The sequence below is a fragment of the Pseudorhodoplanes sp. genome, assembly GCF_059499825.1.
In genome coordinates, this window is record NZ_JCABZI010000001.1 from 305612 (window position 1) to 326686 (window position 21075).

A 21075-nucleotide genomic window follows, 5' to 3' on the forward strand; every position below is an offset into this window, starting at 1 on the left:
ACCGGGTCTGCCGGTTCATTGAAGACGGCTTGGGGGAGCCAACGGGAATGACGGAGCCAGGCTTCGTATCGCTGACCGGCGTCAGTCACCGCTATGGCGGGATGAATGCCGGCCCGGATGGCGTCCTCGCCGTCGAGGACCTCACCATCAACATCAACCGCGGCGAATTCGCCGCGGTTGTCGGCCCCTCCGGCTGCGGCAAGTCCACATTGATGAAGCTTGCGACCGGGCTGCAATTCCCGTTCGCGGGTCATGTGCATGTCGCGGGCGAAGAGGTGACAAAGCCGGTCAAGATTGCCGGCATGGCGTTCCAGGCGCCAACGCTGCTGCCCTGGCGCACCACGCTCGACAACCTGCTGCTGCCGCTCGAGATCGTGCGGCCGCACCGCAGCGAAATCCGCCGCAACAAGGCGCAATATGTCGAGCGCGCCGAGAAGCTTCTGGAATCGGTCGGCCTTGGCGGCTTCGGCAGCAAGTTTCCCTGGCAATTGTCCGGCGGCATGCAGCAGCGCACCTCGCTGTGCCGCGCGCTGATTCACGAGCCGCAACTGCTGATGCTGGACGAGCCGTTCGGCGCGCTGGATGCCTTCACCCGAGAGGAATTGTGGTGCGTGATCCGCGACCTGCAGGCGGCGCGCAAGATCACCGTGGTGCTGGTCACCCATGACCTGCGCGAGGCCGTTTTCCTCGCCGACCGCATCTTCGTTATGTCGCAGCGCCCCGGCCGCATCGTGGTCGAGCGCAAGGTCGAGTTTCCGCGTCCGCGCGATCTGGACATCACCTATACCAAGGAATTCGCCGACATCGTGCACGACCTGCGCGGTTACATCCATCAGGCCCGCCAATGAACGGTTCCAAAGCCTTTATCCGGATGGCGCCTTGGGCGTTCACCATCGGGCTGTTCGTGTTCTGGGAAATCATCTGCCGCGCCTTTCAGATCCCGGAATTTTTCCTGCCGCCGCCGACTGCGGTGTTCAAGGCGACGGTCGATTACTGGCCGGCGATCCTGCGCAATTCCTGGATCACGCTGGAAGCCACGATGGTCGGCTTTCTGATGGCGGTCGGATTCGGTTTGGCGCTTGGCCTCGTGATCGGCTGGTCGCGGACCATCTATGCCGGCATCTACCCGCTGATGATCGGCTTCAACGCCATCCCGAAAGTCGCGGTGGTGCCGATCCTGGTGCTGTGGTTCGGCATCGGCTTCATCCCGGCGGTGCTGACCGCGTTCCTGATCTCATTCTTCCCGATCGTGGTCAATGTCGCGACCGGGCTTGCCACCATCGAGCCCGAACTCGAGGACGTGCTGAAGGCGCTCGGCGCCTCCAAGCTCGACATCATGCGCAAAGTCGGAATCCCTCGCTCGCTGCCTTACTTTTTCGGTTCGCTGAAGGTCGCGATCACGCTCGCCTTCGTCGGCACCGTGGTGTCGGAAAGCGTCGCGTCGAACAACGGCATCGGCAATCTGATGCTGCAGGCGCAGGCGCAGTTTAACGTGCCGCTGATCTTCGCCGGGCTCCTGGCACTCGCGGTGCTCGGCATCGTCATGTACTGGGTGATGGCGGTGCTGGAACAGCGCATGACCGGCTGGGCGCAGCGCTCGGGCTTTGCGCAGAACTGATGGGTCCCGGTTACGGTCGCTCGGTTCCGGGCAAGCGAAAGTCTTAGGCCTGGACTTCGGCGGCGGTGCGCACCGGATCGGCCGCCTTCGTGTCCCGGGAGGCCGGACGCGGCGCGATGACCTCGTAAATCGAGTCCGCGAGTTTTTCGAGCAGCTCCCGGTCCGCACTTTCGCTCAGATAGATGCCGCAACTGAGCTGCGCGATCGGCGGCAGCGGCGCGTCCTCCCATATGGCAATCCCCGGAACATCCGCGCGGCGGGCTGAGACTGCCGCCACCCCCAGGCCACACCGGACCGCCTCAACGATGCTCGCCTTGCTCTGCCCGATGAACACCACCTCGAAGCTGCGCTGCGCTCGGCTTAGCGCTGCGACCGCGGCCCGGTGCAGTGCCCAGCCTTCGCCGAGCGTCACCAGCGGAACCGGCGCGTCTGGGTCGAGCGTTAAGGACGGACTGCGCACCCAGACCATGTCCTCGCGCCATTGATGACGGGCATCGAGTTCGACACCGGTCTCGGACAGGCCGATCAACAGGCTGAGATCGCCCTGACGCAGATCGCGCGACATCGCATCGAACAGATCGGTTCGCAGCGACAGCCGAATGTCCGGAAAATGCGTGTTTATTTCCCTCAGCAGCTGCGGCAATACCGGGGTCAGGAAGTCTCCCGGAATGCCGATGCGCAAGGTGCGGGATCCGAGGCGCGGCGCCGACAGGTCGATGATCTGGTCGTTGATGCTGAGCATCCGTCGCGCGTAATTCACGACGAGATCGCCCGAATGGGTGAGGCTCACGCCGGGCGCGCTTTTGTCGAGAAGCTCGCAATCGAGAAGTGTTTGCAACCGCTTGATTTGCGCGCTCACCGCCGGTTGCGTCACACCGAGTGAATTGGCCGCCCTCGTAAACGAGCGAAGGTCGACGACCGCAACCAGCGTTCGCAGCAGTTCAGTCGGTATGTTGATCATCGCCAAGTCTTTTGAATTTTATTGTCAGAACCCGTACGCAAGTTATCTTGCCGCGTCGCCGCCGCCGGTCATACTGATACGAGCTGTAGTTTATTACGTTTCAAATCTGGCCCCGCAATGGTGATGAAGCGCGAAGACCCCGGCAGCGGTATCAAGGTATGCATAACTCACTCACCTTGCCGTTATCGGCGCGGTCGTTGACCACGATGCGGGACGGCCGGCGATGAACCTCGTTCGGCTCTACACGCGCGTCCTCGGTCTGCTCGGCCCAGAGGCCAGGCTCGGCTGGCTACTGGCATTCGCCAATCTGGCACTGTCCGCCGCCATGTTCGCCGAGCCGGTCCTGTTCGGCCGGATCATCGATACACTGGCAGGCTCGCAGAAGGCCGGCGCCGAACCGCTGACATTCAACGCGCTCCTGCCGCTGCTCGGGGCCTGGGCCGGCTTCGGTCTTTTCACCATCGTCTGCGGCGTGTTCATCGCGCTGCATGCCGACCGGCTCTCGCACCGGCGCCGGCAGGCCGTGCTGTCGGATTATTTCGAGCACGTCCTGCAACTGCCGCTTGCATATCACGGCGGCTCGCATTCCGGCCGGCTGATGAAGGTGATGCTGACCGGCACCGATTCGCTCTGGGGCCTCTGGCTGTCCTTCTTCCGCGAGAACCTTGCCGCCCTCGTCTCGCTTATCATCCTGCTGCCGCTGTCGTTGTACCTGAACTGGCAGCTTGCCTCACTCCTGATCGTGCTGTGCACGATCTTCGCCGCATTGACGACCTTCGTCCTGCGCAAGACCGGCGAATTGCAGGCCTCGGTCGAGAGATATTATTCCGACCTCGCCGAACGCGCGTCCGATGCGCTCGGCAACGTCGCGCTGGTGCAAAGCTTCGCGCGGATCGAAGCGGAGGTGATGGGGCTGAAGATGGTGGTCGAGCGGCTGCTCGGCGCACAGATGCCGGTGCTGTCGTGGTGGGCGATCATGACGGTGCTGACGCGCGCCTCCACCACGATCACCCTGCTGGCGATCTTCATCGTCGGCACCTGGCTGTTCTTCAAGGGTCTCACCACCATCGGCGAGATCGTCATGTTCATGAGCTTCGCCACCATGCTGGTCGCGCGGCTCGAACAGGTCGCCGGCTTCATCAACAGCGTGTTCATGGTGGCGCCGCGGCTGCAGGAATTCTTCGACGTGCTCGATACCGTGGCGGAGGTGCGCGACGCGCCGCAGGCGATCGATCCCGGCCGCCTGACCGGCCGGGTCGAATTCGACAATGTGTCCTTTTCCTATGACGGCAAGCGCGCCGCCATCGCCGATCTCTCCTTCACCGCCCAGCCCGGCGAAGTGATCGCCCTCGTTGGTCCGACCGGCGCCGGCAAGACCAGTGCGCTCGCGCTGCTGCATCGCGTGTTCGATCCGCAATCCGGTCGCATCACCATCGACGACATCGACCTGCGCGAGATGAAGCTCGCGGCTCTGCGTCGCAATATCGGCGTGGTGTTCCAGGAGGTGCTGCTGTTCAACCGCTCGATCCGCGAGAACCTCACCACCGGCAAGCCGGACGCCACCGACGACGAGATGATGGAAGCCCTGCGGCGCGCGCAGGCTTACGACTTCGTCGCTCGCAATCCGGACGGACTGAATGCGGTGGTCGGCGAGCGCGGCCGCTTCCTGTCGGGCGGCGAGCGCCAGCGGCTGTCGATCGCGCGCGCGCTCCTGAAGAACCCCCCGATCCTGATCCTGGACGAGGCGACCTCGGCACTCGACGCGTCGACCGAAACCAAGGTGCAGGCTGCGCTCGACGAGGTGATGAAAGACCGCACCACTTTCGTGATCGCACACCGGCTGGCGACCATCCGCAACGCCACCCGCATTCTGGTGTTCCGGGATGGCCGCGTGATCGAGAGCGGCAGCTTCGACGAACTGGTGGCGCGCGGCGGCGCCTTCGCAGAGCTGGCGCGTTCGCAGTTTCTGGTGGCGGAGAAGAAGCCGGAAGCGGAAGACGCGGCGGAGTAGGTCTTCCCTCTCCCCGCTTGAGCGCAGAGAGGGAAAAGACCCGGCTTACCGGATCCGCTCCAGGATGCTGACGTAATTCGCCACCGCCGCGCCGCCCATGTTGAAGATGCCGCCGATCCGTGCGTCCTTCACCTGGATATCGCCGGCCGTGCCGAGTAGCTGCATCGCGGTCAGCGCGTGCATCGACACGCCGGTGGCGCCGATCGGGTGGCCTTTGGCCTTCAGCCCACCCGATGGATTCACCGGCAGTCTGCCGTCCCTCTGGGTCATGCCCTCGGCAATCGCACGCGCGCCCTGCCCTTCCGGCACCAGCCCCATCGCCTCGTATTCGATCAGCTCGGCGATGGTGAAGCAGTCATGCGTCTCCACGAAGGACAGATCGGTGAGCGCGATTCCGGCCTGCGCCAGCGCCTGTTTCCAGGCCAGCGAACAGCCCTCGAATTTGAGGATGTCGCGCTTCGCCATCGGCAGGAAATCCTGCACGTGCTGCGCGGCCCGGAACGCGACCGCCTTGTCGAGCCGCAAGGCGGTCTCGACATCGGCCAGCACGATCGCGGCGGCGCCATCCGACACCAGCGAGCAATCGGTACGCTTGAGCGGCCCGGCCACGAACGGGTTCCTGTCGCTCTCCTTGCGGCAGAACTCGAAGCCGAGATCCTTGCGCAATTGCGCATAGGGGTTGCCGACGCCGTTCTTGTGGTTCTTGGCCGCGATCATCGCCAGCGCGTCGGACTGGTCGCCGTATTTCTGGAAATACAGCCCGGCGATCTTGCCGAAGATGCCGGCGAAGCCGCCCTCGATATCGGCCTCGTCGCGGACATAGGAGGCCTTGAGTAGGTTCCTGCCGATCTCGGGACCGGGCGTGGTCGTCATCTGCTCGACACCGACGACCAGCACGATCCGGGCGGACCGCGCAGCGATGCTCTTCAGCCCCTGATGAACCGCGGCCGAACCGGTGGCGCACGCATTCTCCACCCGCGTCGCGCGCTTGAAACGCAGGTCCGGCGAGGCCTGCAGCACCAGCGAGGCGGTGAAGTCCTGCGCCGAAAAACCCGCATTGAAATGGCCGAGCACGATCTCGTCGACGTCCCGCGGCTCGACGCCGGCATCGGCCATCGCATCGGTCGCGACCCGCACGATCAGGCTTTCGACGGTCTCGGCATCGAGCTTGCCGAACCGGCTGTGGGCAAAACCGACGATACAGGCGGTCATGGAATATCCTCCCGGTGCTGGTCGAACTTTGGTCGCTTTCTTGGTGGATGTGCAAGCGGACGGTAGAAAAAAACCGGCGCCCCTCCGGCCCTTCTGCTTTGCGTTCCGGAGCGCGTTCGGCGTAAGTTGCCGGCAAATCACATCCAGGTTCGTTCCGATGGGCCGAAACCAGAAACCCGGACCGTAGCTCGTGACTTTTGGACATTCGGCCTTCTTCCGTTCGGTTCCATTCGCCCTCGGCCTCGCTGCTGCCCTTGTCGGGCTATCGCCCGATCGCGCGTCCGCCCAGGCCATGCTGCTGATCGAGGCCGATAGCGGCCGCGTCCTGCATTCGGAGAATGCGACCCAGCCCTGGTATCCGGCCTCGGTCACCAAGGTGATGACCGCCTATGCGACGCTGAAGGCGGTCAAGGCCGGGCGGCTGTCGCTCGACACGCTGCTGACCGTATCGCCAAATGCGGCGGCGCAGGCGCCGACCAAGATGGGCTTCAAGGTCGGCTCCAAGATCACCGTCGACAACGCGCTGAAGACCATCATGGTCAAGTCGGCAAACGACATGTCGGTGGTGCTGGCCGAAGGCGTGTCCGGCTCGATCGCGGCTTTCGCCGAGGAAATGAACCAGCACGCCGCACGCCTCGGCATGACCCAGACCACCTACGTCAATCCGAACGGACTCCCCGCCGACGAACAGGTCACCTCGGCGCGAGACCAGGCGATCCTCGCGCGCGCGGTCTATAACGAGTTGCCGGAATACGACCGTTACTGGAACATCTCGGCGATCAAGTTCGGCAAGCGCATCATGCGCAACTACAACACGCTGCTCGGCCGCTATCCCGGAACCGACGGACTGAAGACCGGCTTCATCTGCGCATCCGGGTTCAATGTGGTGGTCACCGCCAAGCGCAACGGACGGCGCCTGATCGCGGTGATGCTGGGCGCGCCCTCCGGCGGCGTGCGCGCCGTCAAGGTCGCGCAGATGCTGGAGCGCGGATTTTCGACCGGCGGCTTTTCCTGGCTGACGCCGTCGATGGGGACCGTTGACAGCTTGCAGCCGGTCAACGCCGCGCCGCCGAACCTGCGCGAGGAAGTCTGCGGCAAGAAGCGCAAGCGTCCGGCCCGCGAGTCCGAAGACCTCGAGGACGAGGCGGAAGCCGCGCTGCCGCCCGGTATCGACCCGAATTCTCCGCAAGCGGTGATGCTGTCCAGCCTGCGCACCGCCAACACAAAACCCTCGGCGCTGCTGGGCGACTACACTCCGACATCGCCCACCATCGAGGTGTTTCTCGGCGCGTCCAAGGGTTCGGTCCCGGATGAGGAGCCGCGCACGGCTGGCCGCAAGTCCAAGAAGAAGAACAACGTCGCGGCTACGCCGGCGCCCGCAGCCGCTCCGGCGCCCGCTGCCGCTGCCGCGGTGGCGCAGCCCGCTCCGGCAATTCGCGGCACCCAGCCCACCGCTCCGGCGCAGGGCGTCGCGGCAAAGCCTGCCGCTCCGGCGCAAGGCGTTGCGGCGAAGCCTGGGCAAAAGCCATCACCTTCGGCGGCGCAGGCCTTCCCGACCCCGATCGGACAGAAGCCGCCGGCCAAGAAGAGCACGAAGAAGCCCGATCCTACGGCTGAGGCGACCGCAAAGCCGGCGGCGCAGAAGCGTACGCAACCCGTCGCCCGGTGACCGCGCCCGACCAAGCCCGCCGTCCGCCGCCGCCGATCCCGCTGACGCTCCTCACAGGCTTTCTCGGCGCCGGCAAGACGACGCTGCTGAACACCCTGCTGCGCGATCCGGATTTGCGCGACACCGCCGTCCTGATCAATGAATTCGGCGAGATCGCGCTCGACCATCTGCTGGTCGAAAAGATCGACGGCGACATGATGGTGCTGTCGAGCGGCTGCCTGTGCTGCAACCTGCGTGGCGACCTCATCACCGCGCTCGAAAAGCTGCTGCGCAATCTCGATAATGGCCGCGCCTCCTTCAAACGCGTGATCGTCGAGACCACCGGCCTCGCCGATCCGGCGCCGCTCTTGCAGACCCTGATGCAGCATCCTTATCTCGTCATGCGCTTCCGGCTCGACGGCGTGGTGACGCTGGTCGATGCGGTGAACGGGTCCGACACGCTCGACAATCATCCCGAGGCGGTGAAACAGGCCGCGGTCGCCGATCGCATCGTGCTGACCAAGACCGATCTGCTGCAGAGCGAGGACGGCGCTGCCAAGCGCGACGCCCTGATCGCGCGGCTGCGCAAGCTCAATCCGGCTGCGCCGATCCTCGATGCAGCGGCCGGAGACGCGAGCGTATCGGCCCTGACCGGCTGCGGACTCTACGATCCGGATCGCAAGATTCCGGATGTGTCGCGGTGGCTGGCCGACGAGGCAATTGCTGCCGCGCACAGCCACGGTCATCACCATCATCATCATGACGTCAACCGCCACGACGAACGGGTGCAAGCGTTCACGCTCGCGACCGACCGCGCCATCCCTGCCGCGATGCTCGATCTGTTCCTGGAACTGCTGCGCTCCACGCATGGGCCGAACCTTCTGCGCATGAAGGCGATCGTGAATATCGAGGAGACGCCGGACCGGCCGATGGTGCTGCATGGCGTGCAGCACGTGCTGCATCCCGCAACGCAACTCGATGCCTGGCCGGACGCCGATCATCGCACCCGCATGGTGTTCATCGTCCGCGACATCGAACCGCGCGTCATTCAGGAATTGTTCGACGCCTTCCTGGGCTACACCGCCGCGCCTGACCGGCCGGATGCGCAGGCACTCACCGACAATCCGCTGGTGCCTTTCGGCGGACTCGACCGCTGAGGTCCGCGTTCCGGCCCACGGCCGGCATCCGCAATCGTTAACCACCTCTTGAAACCGGCTGGCGACTCTTCGATGGTAGCCTCATCGCCCGTTGGAGCCGGGAATGGGGTTCTTCAGCCAACTCAAGGGCGATCTGGTGTTTCTGCGGGGCGTATTGCGCGCGCTTCGCATGACAACGCGTATTGCGAAAAATCCAGCCCGCATTTTCCCGAACGTCATCGAGGAACTGGCCGCGCGGCATGGCGACGCACCCGCGCTGCTGTCGCCACGCGAGACCTTCAGCTACCGCCAATTGTTCGACCGTTCGAACCGCTATTCGCGCTGGGCGCTGGGCGAGACCATCGCCAAGGGCGACACCATTTGCCTGCTGATGCCGAACCGGCCGGAATTCATGGCGGTCTGGCTCGGCATCACCCGCATCGGCGGCGTCACCGCCCTGGTCAATACCAACCTGATCGGCGCGTCGCTGGCGCATTGCATCGACATCGTATCGCCGAGGCATGTGATCGTCGCAGCCGAATTCATGGCGCAGTTCGACGCCATCCGGCCGCTGCTGAAATCCGCCCCGAAAGTCTGGGTGCATGGTGCCGACGGCGAACACCGCATCGACACCGTGGCCGACAGCCTGTCCGGCGCGACGCTCGCCGCATCGGAGCGGCGCGCGCTCACCATCGAGGACCCGGCGCTCTACATCTACACCTCCGGCACCACCGGCCTGCCCAAGGCCGCCAACATCAACCATTACCGCGTGATGCTCGCCTGTTTCGGCTTCGCCGGCATGATGGGGACGAAAAAGTCAGACCGCAATTATGTGTGCCTGCCGATGTACCATACCGCCGGCGGTCTCTGCGCCACCGGCTCGCTTTTGGTGAATGGCGGCTCGGTCTATATCCGCGAACGCTTCTCGGTGCGGGAATTCTGGGACGACATCGTCAACAACGATTGCACGATGATGCAATATATCGGCGAACTGTGCCGCTATCTGGTCAACGCGCCGCCCAATCCGAACGAGACCAGACACAAGCTGCGGCTCGCCTGCGGCAACGGCCTGCGCCCCGACATCTGGGATGAGTTCAAGACCCGCTTCCGGATTCCGCTGATCCTGGAATTCTACGCGGCGACCGAAGGCAACGTGCTGATGTTCAATCTCGAGGGCAAGACCGGCGCGGTCGGCCGTCTGCCCTGGTTTCTCGAACACCGCTTTCCCACCGCGCTGGTCAAGTTCGACGTCGAGGCTGAGCAGCCGGAGCGCAACGCCGAAGGTTTCTGTATTCCGTGCGGCCCCAACGAGATCGGCGAGGCGATCGGCAAGATCGTCAACGATGCCAACAAGCCGGGCAACCGCTTCGAAGGCTACGCGCGGCGCGAGGACACCGAAAAGAAGATCCTGCGGCATGTCTTCTCGCCGAACGACATCTGGTTCCGCACTGGCGACCTGATGCGCAAGGACGAGAACGGCTACTTTTATTTCGTCGACCGCATCGGCGATACCTTCCGCTGGAAGGGCGAGAATGTTTCGACGCTCGAAGTCGCCGAAGCGATCAACAAGTTCCCCGGCATCCAGGATACCAACGTCTATGGCGTCGCCGTGCCCGGCCATGAAGGCCGTGCCGGCATGGCCGCGATCGTATGCCAGGATTGCGATCTGCCCGCGCTCTATCTGCATCTGCAGGACTCGCTGCCGGAATACGCGCGGCCGGTTTTCGTACGCGTCCGCCGGGATCTCGATATGACAGCGACCTTCAAGCAGAAGAAGGTCGATCTGGTGAAGCAGGGCTTCGATCCCGACGCGATCGCCGACCCGATCTATTTCAACGATCCGTCACGGCGCGCCTTCATCCCGCTGGACCGCGCGGTCTACACGAGCATCCGGGCCGGCCAGACGCGGGTGTGAGTTGGGTGCAGCCTCCTTCTTAACCTCCCCCTGAAAGGGGAAGGTCGACTGCCGAAGTGCAACGAAGGCGGTCGGGTGGGGGTCAGTTGCGTCCGCAAAATTCGTATGGTCCTTAGACCCCCTCCCCGATCCTCCCCCTTTCAGGGGGAGGGAGACCAATATGGCAGGGCCGATGCAATCAATGACCACCATCAAAACCGCCGAAGACGTCCTCGGCTTCTGGAAACAGGCCGGCCCGGACAAATGGTACAAGAAGGATGACGCCTTCGACCAGGCGATCCGCGACAATTTCCTCTTCACCCATGAAGCCGCCGCCGCGGGCAGCCTGAGGTCATGGGAAAGCGAGCCCGACAGCGCACTTGCGCTCGTCATCGTGCTCGATCAATTTCCGCGCAACATGTTCCGCGACAGCCCGCGCGCCTGGGCGACCGATCCGCTCGCACGCGATGTCGCCGATTCCGCGATCGACAAAGGCCTCGATCAGGCCATCGATAAGGACTTGCGCGTTTTCTTCTATCTTCCGTTCATGCATTCAGAGGATCTGGAGGATCAGCTCCGTTGCGTCGAACTCTGCCGCGCGCTCGGCAACGAGGACAACCACGAATACGCCGAGATCCATGCCGACGTAATCCGCCGCTTCGGCCGCTTCCCGCATCGCAATGACGTGCTCGGTCGCGAGACCACGCCGGAGGAAAAAGCGTTTCTCGAGAGTGGCGGCTTCGCGGGCTAGGTATTTGTTACCCGTCGAAGTGGGCATCCTTCTGGTTTAAATAAAGCGACTGGCATCCCCTGGTGCGTCATCCCCTTGGCGCAACGGCAAACTTGCGACACAGTCGCGTGCCGGTTGCGTTGAGACAAGCGATGATCATCAGGACTGCGGCGGCGCCGACAGCCAACCTGTTCGGGCACCCGAAGGGCCTGACATTCCTGTTCGCGACCGAGATGTGGGAGCGCTTTTCCTATTACGGAATGCGCACGCTCCTCGTCCTCTACATGGTCAAGCACCTGCTGCAACCGGGCCAGGCGGAAGGCGTGATCGGATACGGCGCGATCAAGGGCGCGCTGGAATTCATGTTCGGGCCGCTCGGCGTACAGCCGCTGTCGTCGCATATCTACGGCCTCTACACCGCCTTCGTGTATCTCACGCCGGTGATCGGCGGGCTGATCGCCGATCGCTGGCTCGGCCAGCGCCGCACCGTGATCGGCGGCGCCGTGCTGATGGCGATCGGCCATTTTATGATGGCATTCGAATCGCTGTTCCTGCTGGCGCTGTTCGTGCTCATTCTCGGCAACGGCGCATTCAAGCCGAACATCTCGACCCAGGTTGGTGGCCTTTACGCACCGGGCGATCCGCGTCGCGACCGCGCCTTCTCGATCTTCTATGTCGGGATCAATATCGGCGCGTTCTTCTCGCCTTTGGTCTGCGGCACTCTCGGCGAAGCCTATGGCTGGCATTACGGTTTCGCGGCCGCCGGCATCGGCATGCTGATCGGGACGCTGATCTATGTCGCGGGCTGGCACGCGCTGCCGCCGGACGAGCGGACGCTGCGCGCGGATGCGCCGCGCATCCCACTCGACCGCGATGAGTGGCGGCGCATTCTGGCGCTCGCGCTGCTGTTCCTGCCGGTCTCCCTTTTCTGGGCGACCTATGAGCAGCAGGGCAATACCATCGCGCTGTGGGCCGACGCGCAGACCGACCGCAACGTGAACCTGTGGGTCTGGCAGGGGCAGATCCCGGTGACCTGGTTTCAGGCCTTCAACCCGTTCATGATCTTTGCCTTCACCCCGTTCGTCATCGCGCTATGGGCATGGCAGCCGCGGCGCGGCAACGAGCCGTCGACCGTCGTGAAAATGGCTTTGGGCTGCTTTGGCGTGGCGCTCGCCAATCTCGTGCTCATGCTCGCGGCGTGGCAGGCCGGCATCGGCCAGGCGAGCTGGCTGTGGCTTGCGCTCTATTTCGCCATCGTCACCATCGGCGAGCTTTATCTCTCGCCGACCGGCCTGTCGCTCGTCACCAAGGTTGCGCCGGCGCGCGTTGTATCGATGGTGATGGGGATGTGGCTCGCCACCAGCTTCGCCGGCAATTTCATCGGCGGTTGGCTCGGCAGTTTCTGGAGCGCGATGGACAAGGACTCGTTCTTCCTGATGATCGCCGCCGTCGCCGCATCGGCGGGCGCCGCAATCCTCGCGTTCAATCGTCCGCTGCGGCCGATTCTGAAGACACAATGATCCAAGGCCGCAGAAGACGGAACGTCCGGTCTATTTCGCGCCGACCAGCTTGCCGCCGACCGCGCGTCCCGCCTGCTTAGCTGGCCGCCTTGCGTCGGCTTTGATCCGGCGCAACGCCTTGCCGGGAAGCGGGCGGCGCTCGTACCATCCTTCGCGCCGGCCAAATCCGAGGCTGGTATGCTGTTCGAGCTTGTCAAGCAACGAGACCAGCGTCTTACGCTCGTCCGCAGTCAATCCGCCGAGGAACTCGGTCTCCATGGCGCCAACGACCAAATCAATCTTGTCGTGAATTCGTTTGCCCTTTGCCGAGAGCGTCAGCACCACCTTGCGGCGATCGGCTTCGTCGCTCTTGCGAATGACATAGCTGCGATCCACCAGCGTATCGACGGCGCGGGTGACCTTGTCGGGATCGAGGCTGGTGCGGACGCCAAGCTCGGTCGCCGACAACGGACCGGAAAATGCGATCACCCGAACGATTTTCCAGTGGCTGACCGAGAGGCCGAGCTTTCTTGAATGCATCGCAGCGAACGCCTGATCGAACCGCTTGGCAATGAGAAAGAAACGATGCATCACGCGCTCTTCGAGCGGGACGTGCCGGACCTTGCCGGTCCCGCCTTTGGCTTTGCGCACTGCCTTTGCCACCCGAACGTCCCCCGCATGTTATGAATTGTCGTTGCGCAATGTCGTCGTCGCGCTCCGCGTCTTTTATCAACGCACGAAAGCCGCGGCGCATTGATTGTCACCCATAACATTTGCGAATTGCAACAAACGAAACCGCATGCCTGCGCATCGTTGCGCGCGCCGGCGCGATATACTGTATTCGCTTGAAGCGTAAAGGAATGGACGGCGGTGGCTCGCGTCGCGGCGACACAGTTGTCACATCATCGCGGAGATCGTGCGGCCAATTTTGGTACGCATCACGGGAAGCGAATTCGCAAGCGAACACAGTTGCGGATCCCACCTTACTGAGCGGATGCTCACTTTTTGGAACAGGGAGGGGTATAGAATGGGGCAGGGATCGGGGCGAAGTCCCGCAGGGACAACGCGTCCCCGGATCGCTGCAGGAATGCACAGTCGATTGCCTCCGCAGCCTCACGCCTGCGACAAAAAGTCGCTAGATTAGGCCCGTCGCCGCGATCGGGAGGCCCGGCCGAGAGAGCATGATCCGCCTCGGCAGCAAACTGTCATGGCCGCCCAGAACTTGGCATGCTGCGTGCAGAAATGGTCGCGAGCCATCGAAAAGGAGAGGATATGCTGCATCACGGTTTTGAGTTGCGTCGCGTCCGCCGTCTGTTGCAGCTGTTGCCGGCGCTGATCCTCGCGGTCGCAGCGGGTCCGCACGCTACCGCTCAGGAGGCTTATCCCTCACGACCCATCAAGATCGTGCAGCCGACAGCGGCGGGCGGACCAAGCGATGTCCTGGTGCGCCTGATTGGAGAAGCGTTGCAGGAACGCCTCGGACAACCGGTCGTGGTCGAAAATCGGCCCGGCGCCGGCGGCGTGATCGGCGCCGATGCGGCGCTGAAGGCGCCGGCCGACGGCTACACCATTCTCTCGGTGGGCAATTTCCATTTCACCACCGCAGCACTGCGCGAGAAGATGCCGTACGACGCGGTGAAGGACTTCGCAGGCATCAGCCTGATTTCGAAGGCGCCAATCGTGATGGTCGCCAACAAGGATTTCCCGGCCGACTCGCTTGCCGAGGTCATCGCGCTCACCAAGAAGTCGCCGGACGGACTGACCTACACCTCGCCGAATTTCGGCGGCGTGCCGTTCCTGGCCGGTCAGCTGCTGATGAAGGAAACCGGCATCAAGTTGCAGCACGTGACCTATAGCGGCAGCCCCGCGGCACAGCTCGATGTCATCGCTGGCCGCGTGCCGCTGATGGTCGACATGTGGTCGTCGGCCAAGCAGCATGTCGAGACCGGGGCCTTGAAGCTGATCGCCGTCGTTACCAAGGATCCGCTGACGGATTCACCGAAGACGCCCCTGATGGGTGCGACCTTTCCGGTATTCGACTTCACCATCAACAATGCGCTGATCGTCAAGGCCGGAACGCCCCAGCCGATCATCGACAAGCTCAACAAGGAAATCGCGGAGATCGTCAACCGTCCGGAGATTCAGGCGCGCATGCGTGCCTTCGGCCTGACCCCGGTCACATCGACGCCGGCGGAATATGACGAGCTTGCCGCCCGGGAGCTCGCCAAGTGGCGCGACCTCGCCGCCGCCAACAAGCTGAGCATCAAGTAAGGCTCATCCGACATCGTCACAACGCGACGGGCAGCGCGGAGCTAGCCAGCCGTCGCGCCTTCCCGCAGACCGCGGGCCAGCCGTCCGGTCAACGTGACGTGCTCGTTCAGCAGCCGGATCGCCTTGCGCGCATCGCGCGCCAGCACCGCCTTGGTCAGTTCGTTATGTTCACCCGCCACATCGCGCGATCCGACCAGGTCGGATCGCAGCGCCAGATTCTGATGCCGCTGCGTCCAGTCGAACAGCTTTTCCGATAATTCGAGCAGCCAGCGCGATCCGCAGGGCGCCAGGATCGACATGTGAAACTCGCGATGCCGGGCGAGATAGTCGTCGTTGGCACCGCCGTCCGAGGTGAAGGGCGGCGTCTTCGACAGATGATAATGGGCAAGCACCACGCGCTCCTCCCAGGCGGCATCGCCATTGGCGAGCGCCGCGGGAAGCATGATCTCGTTCAGCGCGCAGCGCGTGAACAGGATTTCCTCGATATCGGCCGCATTGAGATCGGCGACGGCGAAGCCGCGCTGATCCTTCTGTTCGACGAGCCCTTCCGCCGAGAGACGGTTCAACGCCTCGCGCAGAGGGCTCGCCCCGGCCTGATAGCGCGCGCGCAGCGCATCGATGCGCAGCCAGTCCCGCGGCGGTAGCACGCCGCGGATAATGTCGTCCTTCAAGGCGCGATAGAGCAGCGTGGCGCGCGTCGCGTGGCCGATCGCAGCGCCCTTGTCGTCGGCTGGCGCTCCCTTCGACCGGGCTTTGACGGCACCGATTTTCTTGGGCTTTGCCATCGGGTCAGGCCGACAGATATTCCTGCCACTTGGTCCAGAACACGCGCATGCGGCCCTCGTCGCCGTGCTTGACGAAGCTCATCGGATCCTTCGGCGCCAAGCCGGCCGAGATGTCGTTCCAGCCGCCGTAATCCTCGGCGCCCTTGTAGCCGCGCTGCGCCGCCTCGATTGCCTCGACATCGTCCGGCGTGCCGAAGCCGGCCGGCCCGAGAAAGTCCATGTAGCTGTAGAGGCGCAGCTTGCGGATCTCGGTCGATTCTTCCTTCGGCGCCAGCGTCCAGCTCTGCACCAGCATTTCCGCCGGCGTCTTCGAGAAATAGGTCCGGATCATGATGCCGTGATTGTCGACGATCGCGAGGTTCGGAAAGATCAGGATGTGATGGTCGAAGGTCGCCATCTTGTGCGCGCGCTCCGCGCCCACCCGCTTCACCGCCTTCTCGTAGATCGCTTCCAGCTCCGGCTTGAATTTCGGATCCCAGGTCGGGTGCCATTGCGCGAACGGCCGGCCATGGGTCGAGGGATAGTCATAGGCCATGTGGCCGTTTCCGAGATCGAACTGGAACTTGGTCTTGGTATTCATCAGCGCCTTGTAGCGCCCGCTCATCATCGTCTCGGCGCTGGCCTTCAGTTCGAACTCGTCGACCGACACGCCCTGCGATCTGGCGCGCTCCTTGCCGACCTTGGTGGCATCGCCGGCATAATCGAAATAGGTCTGATGCACGCTGTGGACATGGAACGGGTCCATGCCGTTCTCGTGCCAGAGCTTCCAGTTGGCATCGACCTGGAAATTCTGTCCGCCGGGCACGATCTCCATCGTCAGTTCGGACTGATCGACGATGTTATCGATATATTCCTTGGCGCCGGCCAGATAATCCGACAGCGACATCGCGTTGGCGTCGAGGCAGATGAACCAGAAGCCGCGATATTGCTCGAGCCGCGGCACGTGCACGAGGCCGCGGCTCTCGTTCTTGTAGCCTTCCGGATAGGCGCCTTCCTGCGGGATGCCGCGCAGCGATCCGTCGGTGTTGAACACCCAGCCATGATAGAAGCACTGGAAGATCGTGGCCTTGCCGGACCGCTCGCGGCAGACGCGACCGCCGCGATGCGTGCAGAGATTGTAGAACACCCCGACCTTGCCCGTGGCGTCGCGGTTGAAGATGAAATCGCGACCGGCGACCATCCGCGTGATGAAGGAGCCGGGCTCGGGCAATTCGGTGTCGTGACCGCAATAGAGCCAGCAGCGTTCGAAGATCTTCTCGTGCTCCAGGTCCAGGATGGCCTGGTCGGTGAACACGCGCCGCGACACGTGGAAGGTGCCTTCCGCGGGATTGTGCCGGACTTCGAGTGGCGTTCCGATATGCTGGTCCATGGGACGGCCCTCCGATGGGCTGAGGCTGACGCGAGACGGTGCGGGACGAGATTGCGTTGGGATGCAATCAGAGAATGCGATCTAGAGAATAATGGTCAGCCGGCCCTGTGGCACCAGCTGATCGACGCCGAGATCGCAGCGCTTGTAGCGGATCAGGACATCCTCACCCTGTTTCACCAGGTGGTAGCGCATGCGGCCGAGGAAGATGTCGGTGATGCCGTCGCGGTAGCGCGAGACGTGAAAGACGCCATGCACATGGGTGCCCTCGGCATCCTGCGCGGCGATGCGCAGGTTCGAATACATGTGCACCGTGGTCGAGTGCGGATATTCGGAATGCGCGGTCTTTTTCTTAAGGCGCACGACGCGGCTTTCCATGCGGAAGCGGTCGTCGTTGATCAGGAACAGGCTGGTGTCGGGCGAGCAATCCATCGGCATGCCGGGTGACGGCACCAGATAGGTCATGTCCTCGGTATAAAGCTTCAGCCAGTCGTCCAGCCGCCAGTCGTCCAGCAGATCGCCTTCGAGATAAATCAGCCGCTCCGCTTCCGCGATGGTGATGTCGGCAGGCCGCGGTGCAAGCATGAAGGGCTCCGGTGGTTGACGTTGAATAATTATCGATAAAAATTGTCTCGTCAACAAATCATCGATTATTTTCGCTTCGCACTGCGCGCGCGCCGCCGGCAGGAGCAGGCGGTGATACTTATTTCCGCCTTAGGACCTGCGGCAATTTCACGGTCGCGCCGCAATCTCGCCTTTTCATAAAGGCCGATGATGGGGGAGCGTATCCGGACACTGTTGGAAAGTGCCGCAGCATCACTGCTGGCGACGGCGCTGCTGTCCCCCGCCCATGCCTGTGGCAAGGAGCCGCTGCCGGAGGGCCGCGTCGCGGCGATCGAGGATCCCCGGACGCTGCGCCTCGCCGATGGCCGCCTGATCCGTTTGGCCGGCGTGGAATGGGGCGTGCCCGACGCGGCCGCCCGGGAGGCTTTGGCCGGTCTCGTTCTCGGCCGCCCGGTCAACCTGAAGACCGCGCCCGCGAAAACCGCCGGAACCACCGACCGTTACGGCCGGATTCATGCTTTCCCAGTCGTAAACGGCTCGGAAACTCCGATCCAGTATGCCTTGCTGGATCGGGGTCTGGCGGTCACCGGAACCCGCATCGGCGATCCGACCTGCGCCAAGGCCCTGCTCGTCCGGGAACACGCCGCGCGCACGGCAAGGCTTGGCATCTGGGGCTCCGGGGATTATCGATTGCATCAGGCGGACGACCCGGCGGCGATCCTGCAGGACCTTGGCCGCTTTGCGATTGTGGAAGGCCGCGTGCTGTCGGTGCGCGAGAGCGGCAACACGGTCTACGTGAATTTCGGGCGGCGCTGGTCCGACGATTTCACTGTCACGATCGCGAAGCGGGCGGAGCCTGGCTTTGTATCCGACGGTCTTTCGCCGCGTTCGCTGGCGGGACGCGTGGTGCGGGTGCGGGGTGTGATCGAGGAGCGGGGCGGCCCCTGGATCGAGGCCATCGCGGCGGATCAATTCGACTGGGACGGGCGGCCATGATGAGTGGGTTCATGCGCCGTCGCATGATGGGGATGAGGCGTTTGCCGGATGCGGGGCCCAAAGGGCCGATGTGGCCGATGGTGGGGCAAAAGCGGCCGATGGAGCTGAGGCGGGCCGGGGCGCTGGCGCTGGCGCTGCTGCTCGGCGCCTGTTCGGGCACGTCCTACCAGGCCGCGCGGCATATCACCTTGCCTGAGCCGCCGAAGGCCGAGCGCGCCGAGCCGCTGACCGCGGCACAGCGCGAGCACCGCCGTATCCTCGCAGTCTATGGCGGCGCCTATTCCAATCCGAAACTGGAAGAGCAGCTCAACGCCACGGTGGAAAAGCTGGTCGCCGCCTCCGAGCGTCCGGACCTGCATTACAAGGTCACGATCCTGAACTCGCCCGCGGTCAATGCCTTCGCGCTGCCGACCGGCCAGCTCTATGTCACCCGCGGGTTGCTGGCGCTGGCCAACGACACCTCGGAAGTCGCCTCGGTGCTGTCGCATGAGATGGCGCATGTGATCGCCCGCCACGCCGCCATTCGCGAGGACCAGATCCGTCAGGCCACTCTGGTCAACCGGGTTGCGAGCGACGTTCTCGGCGATCCGCAATCGAGCGCGCTGGCGCTCGCCAAATCGAAGATCGCGCTCGCCACCTTCTCGCGCGGCCAGGAATTCGAGGCCGACGGCATCGGCGTCGGGATTTCCTCGCGCGCCGGCTTCGACCCGTTCGGCGCCACCCGCTTCCTCACCGCGATGGGGCGCAATGCCGAATTGCGCGCGAGCGCGAAAGCCGATCCGCGCACCCAGGAATTCATCTCCTCGCATCCCGCCACGCCCGAACGCGTCGCCAACGCCACCCTCAACGCGCATCAATATACGCAGGGCAATTCCAGCCGCCGCGAGCGCGCGGAATATCTGCGCCAGCTCGACGGACTGATCTATGGCGAGGACCCGAGCGAAGGCTTCGTGCGCGGCCGGCGATTCCTGCATCCGAAGCTCGGCTTCACCTTCACCGCACCGGAAGGCTTCGTGCTCGAGAACACGCCGCAGGCGGTGTTCGGCGTCAAGGATGGCGGCGAACTGGCGCTGCGTCTCGATGTGGTGCGCATTCCCTCCGACCAGAAGCTGACCGATTATCTGAAAGCGGGCTGGATCGAGAATATCGACGAGGCGTCGGTCGAGGAGGTCACTATCAACGGCCTGCCCGCCGCCACCACCATCGCCAAGGGCGACGCATGGGGCTTCCGGCTCTATGCGATCCGCTTCGGCAGCGAGGTCTATCGCTTCATCTTCGCGGCGAAGAACAAGTCGCCCGAACTCGACCGGCAATTCCGCGAAAGCGTCGCGAGCTTCCGGCGCATGAGCAATGCCGAGGCGCGCTCCGCGCGGCCGCTGCGCGTCAAGGTCGTGACCGTGCGGAGCAACGACACGATCGAGCGGCTCGCCGCGCGCATGGCGGTGTCCGACAAGCCGGTGGAGCGCTTCCGCGTGCTGAACGGCATGGACCCGACCGACAAGCTCACGCCCGGCGATCTGGTGAAGCTGATCGTGGAGTAGACGGCTATTGCGCTCATTGATCGCACAACAGGCGTGGCACGCCCACCCGCGTCGTTTGGCAGCGGGCGGCAGATAAGCCTCGACTTCGCGCCATCGAGGGCGCACGCTGACCACAATCGAAGCGCTATCGCAAAGCGTCGATCACCACACATTTCGATGACCGGACCCCATCCTGGGTATCCGTCAGTCGTCCCGGGCCCGTCCCGGACGGAAGGAAAAACTGTGTCCAGAATCCCGGCCTTTCTGCAGGGCGAGTCGATGACCCGCCTGATCCAGGGCGCCTGCATCGGCGCCGTCGCCACCATGGTCGTCGGCTTCTATTGGGGCGGCTGGTCGCTGAACAGCACCGCGCAGAAGATGGCGCAGGAAAAGTCGAATGCCGCCGTGGTGGCGGTGCTGGCTCCGGTCTGCGCCGAAAAATTCCGGGCGCTACCGGATTACGATGCCAAGCAGGTCTCGTTGACCAAGGCCGATTCCTGGAAACGCCGCGATGAATTTCCAAAGGAGCTGGTGACGCTGCCGGGCGAGTCCTATCCAAGCTCGGCGCTCGTGGATGCCTGCTACACGCTGCTGCAGAAGCCGGCCACCTCGGCGGCGGTTAAGTAGGACGTCTGCGGCTGCCGACGGACGCGACGCAAAGCGCGCCCGCCCTCTTCAAGCGAGCGCTGCTTCACTCCCCTCCCGCGCTTGCGTCAATGCCGCGATCGGGATGCACCGGCCTTTCGGGCGCCCGGACGGCTGGAGCGACCCGCTCCTGCCGCTTCGGCCGGCGTCGCGGCGGCGGCCGACCAGGCCGGCAGAACAACACAGACCAACGAAAACGCCCGGCCAGAAGGCCGGGCG

General features: G+C 64.0%; 18 protein-coding genes. 12 read left to right on the forward strand and 6 right to left on the reverse strand.

The features are described 5' to 3' along the window. The first annotated feature begins 47 nt into the window (after positions 1-47). Together AC5I5I_RS01575 and AC5I5I_RS01580 are read left to right on the forward strand one after the other, a co-directional pair. The gene (locus tag AC5I5I_RS01575) at positions 48-848 is read left to right on the forward strand and encodes an ABC transporter ATP-binding protein (RefSeq protein ID WP_495969366.1); all 801 of its coding nucleotides are present in this window, start codon (positions 48-50) and stop codon (positions 846-848) included. Next, complete coding sequence (locus AC5I5I_RS01580) at positions 845-1618, forward strand: ABC transporter permease (protein WP_495969367.1); 774 nt, start codon at positions 845-847, stop codon at positions 1616-1618. Before AC5I5I_RS01575 ends, AC5I5I_RS01580 begins: the two co-directional genes overlap by 4 nt. A 43-nt stretch (positions 1619-1661) precedes the next feature. Here the strand turns inward: AC5I5I_RS01580 and AC5I5I_RS01585 are convergent, their stop codons facing one another. After that, on the reverse strand, positions 1662-2579 hold the full coding sequence (locus tag AC5I5I_RS01585) for a LysR family transcriptional regulator (RefSeq protein WP_495969368.1): 918 nt from the start codon (positions 2577-2579) through the stop codon (positions 1662-1664). 223 nt (positions 2580-2802) lie between these two features. Here AC5I5I_RS01585 and AC5I5I_RS01590 point away from each other — a divergent pair, with 223 nt between their 5' ends. Then, positions 2803-4590 (forward strand): glucan ABC transporter ATP-binding protein/ permease, encoded by a 1788-nt coding sequence (locus AC5I5I_RS01590; protein WP_495969369.1) that lies wholly within the window; start codon positions 2803-2805, stop codon positions 4588-4590. Positions 4591-4635: 45 nt separating this feature from the next. On the opposite strand, the gene AC5I5I_RS01595 is transcribed toward AC5I5I_RS01590, so the two are convergent. Next, positions 4636-5802 carry an acetyl-CoA acetyltransferase gene (locus AC5I5I_RS01595; protein WP_495969370.1) on the reverse strand — a complete coding sequence of 389 codons (1167 nt, stop codon included), beginning with the start codon at positions 5800-5802 and terminating at the stop codon, positions 4636-4638. 190 nt (positions 5803-5992) lie between these two features. Here AC5I5I_RS01595 and AC5I5I_RS01600 point away from each other — a divergent pair, with 190 nt between their 5' ends. The 5 genes from AC5I5I_RS01600 (at position 5993) to AC5I5I_RS01620 (ending at position 12730) form a co-directional block, all read left to right on the forward strand. Further along, positions 5993-7471 carry a D-alanyl-D-alanine carboxypeptidase family protein gene (locus tag AC5I5I_RS01600; RefSeq protein ID WP_495969371.1) on the forward strand — a complete coding sequence of 493 codons (1479 nt, stop codon included), beginning with the start codon at positions 5993-5995 and terminating at the stop codon, positions 7469-7471. Beyond that, positions 7468-8607: a CobW family GTP-binding protein gene (locus AC5I5I_RS01605; protein WP_495969372.1), complete on the forward strand. Its 1140-nt coding sequence runs from the start codon at positions 7468-7470 to the stop codon at positions 8605-8607. The genes AC5I5I_RS01600 and AC5I5I_RS01605 overlap by 4 nt, the downstream gene beginning before the upstream one ends. Before the next feature lie 103 nt (positions 8608-8710). Continuing rightward, positions 8711-10501, forward strand: coding sequence for a long-chain-acyl-CoA synthetase (locus AC5I5I_RS01610; RefSeq protein WP_495969373.1), 1791 nt, complete (start codon positions 8711-8713; stop codon positions 10499-10501). A gap of 181 nt (positions 10502-10682) precedes the next feature. Further along, entirely contained in the window at positions 10683-11231 is a 549-nt protein-coding gene (locus AC5I5I_RS01615) for a DUF924 family protein (protein ID WP_495969374.1), read from the forward strand. Positions 11232-11362: 131 nt separating this feature from the next. Next, a complete protein-coding gene (locus tag AC5I5I_RS01620; RefSeq protein WP_495969375.1) occupies positions 11363-12730 on the forward strand; it encodes a peptide MFS transporter in 1368 nt (455 codons plus the stop codon). A 30-nt stretch (positions 12731-12760) separates the two neighbouring features. On the opposite strand, the gene AC5I5I_RS01625 is transcribed toward AC5I5I_RS01620, so the two are convergent. Further along, positions 12761-13372 (reverse strand): MarR family winged helix-turn-helix transcriptional regulator, encoded by a 612-nt coding sequence (locus tag AC5I5I_RS01625; RefSeq protein ID WP_495969376.1) that lies wholly within the window; start codon positions 13370-13372, stop codon positions 12761-12763. Between the two features lie 564 nt (positions 13373-13936). On the opposite strand from AC5I5I_RS01625, the gene AC5I5I_RS01630 reads away from it, so the two are divergent. Then, on the forward strand, positions 13937-14980 hold the full coding sequence (locus tag AC5I5I_RS01630) for a Bug family tripartite tricarboxylate transporter substrate binding protein (protein ID WP_495969377.1): 1044 nt from the start codon (positions 13937-13939) through the stop codon (positions 14978-14980). A gap of 41 nt (positions 14981-15021) precedes the next feature. On the opposite strand, the gene AC5I5I_RS01635 is transcribed toward AC5I5I_RS01630, so the two are convergent. The 3 genes from AC5I5I_RS01635 to AC5I5I_RS01645 all read right to left on the reverse strand — a co-directional run bounded on the left by AC5I5I_RS01635 (position 15022) and on the right by AC5I5I_RS01645 (position 17716). Further along, on the reverse strand, positions 15022-15765 hold the full coding sequence (locus AC5I5I_RS01635) for a GntR family transcriptional regulator (protein ID WP_495969378.1): 744 nt from the start codon (positions 15763-15765) through the stop codon (positions 15022-15024). Between the two features lie 4 nt (positions 15766-15769). Then, complete coding sequence (locus AC5I5I_RS01640; RefSeq protein ID WP_495969379.1) at positions 15770-17134, reverse strand: aromatic ring-hydroxylating oxygenase subunit alpha; 1365 nt, start codon at positions 17132-17134, stop codon at positions 15770-15772. 81 nt (positions 17135-17215) lie between these two features. Beyond that, on the reverse strand, positions 17216-17716 hold the full coding sequence (locus tag AC5I5I_RS01645; protein ID WP_495969380.1) for an aromatic-ring-hydroxylating dioxygenase subunit beta: 501 nt from the start codon (positions 17714-17716) through the stop codon (positions 17216-17218). A gap of 213 nt (positions 17717-17929) precedes the next feature. Between AC5I5I_RS01645 and AC5I5I_RS01650 the strand changes: the two genes are divergently transcribed. The 3 genes from AC5I5I_RS01650 to AC5I5I_RS01660 all read left to right on the forward strand — a co-directional run bounded on the left by AC5I5I_RS01650 (position 17930) and on the right by AC5I5I_RS01660 (position 20838). Further along, a complete protein-coding gene (locus tag AC5I5I_RS01650; protein WP_495871524.1) occupies positions 17930-18691 on the forward strand; it encodes a thermonuclease family protein in 762 nt (253 codons plus the stop codon). Positions 18692-18759: 68 nt separating this feature from the next. Then, a complete protein-coding gene (locus tag AC5I5I_RS01655) occupies positions 18760-20232 on the forward strand; it encodes a M48 family metalloprotease (RefSeq protein WP_495871526.1) in 1473 nt (490 codons plus the stop codon). Between the two features lie 222 nt (positions 20233-20454). Further along, positions 20455-20838 (forward strand): hypothetical protein, encoded by a 384-nt coding sequence (locus AC5I5I_RS01660; RefSeq protein WP_495969381.1) that lies wholly within the window; start codon positions 20455-20457, stop codon positions 20836-20838. The last annotated feature ends 237 nt before the right edge of the window (positions 20839-21075 follow it).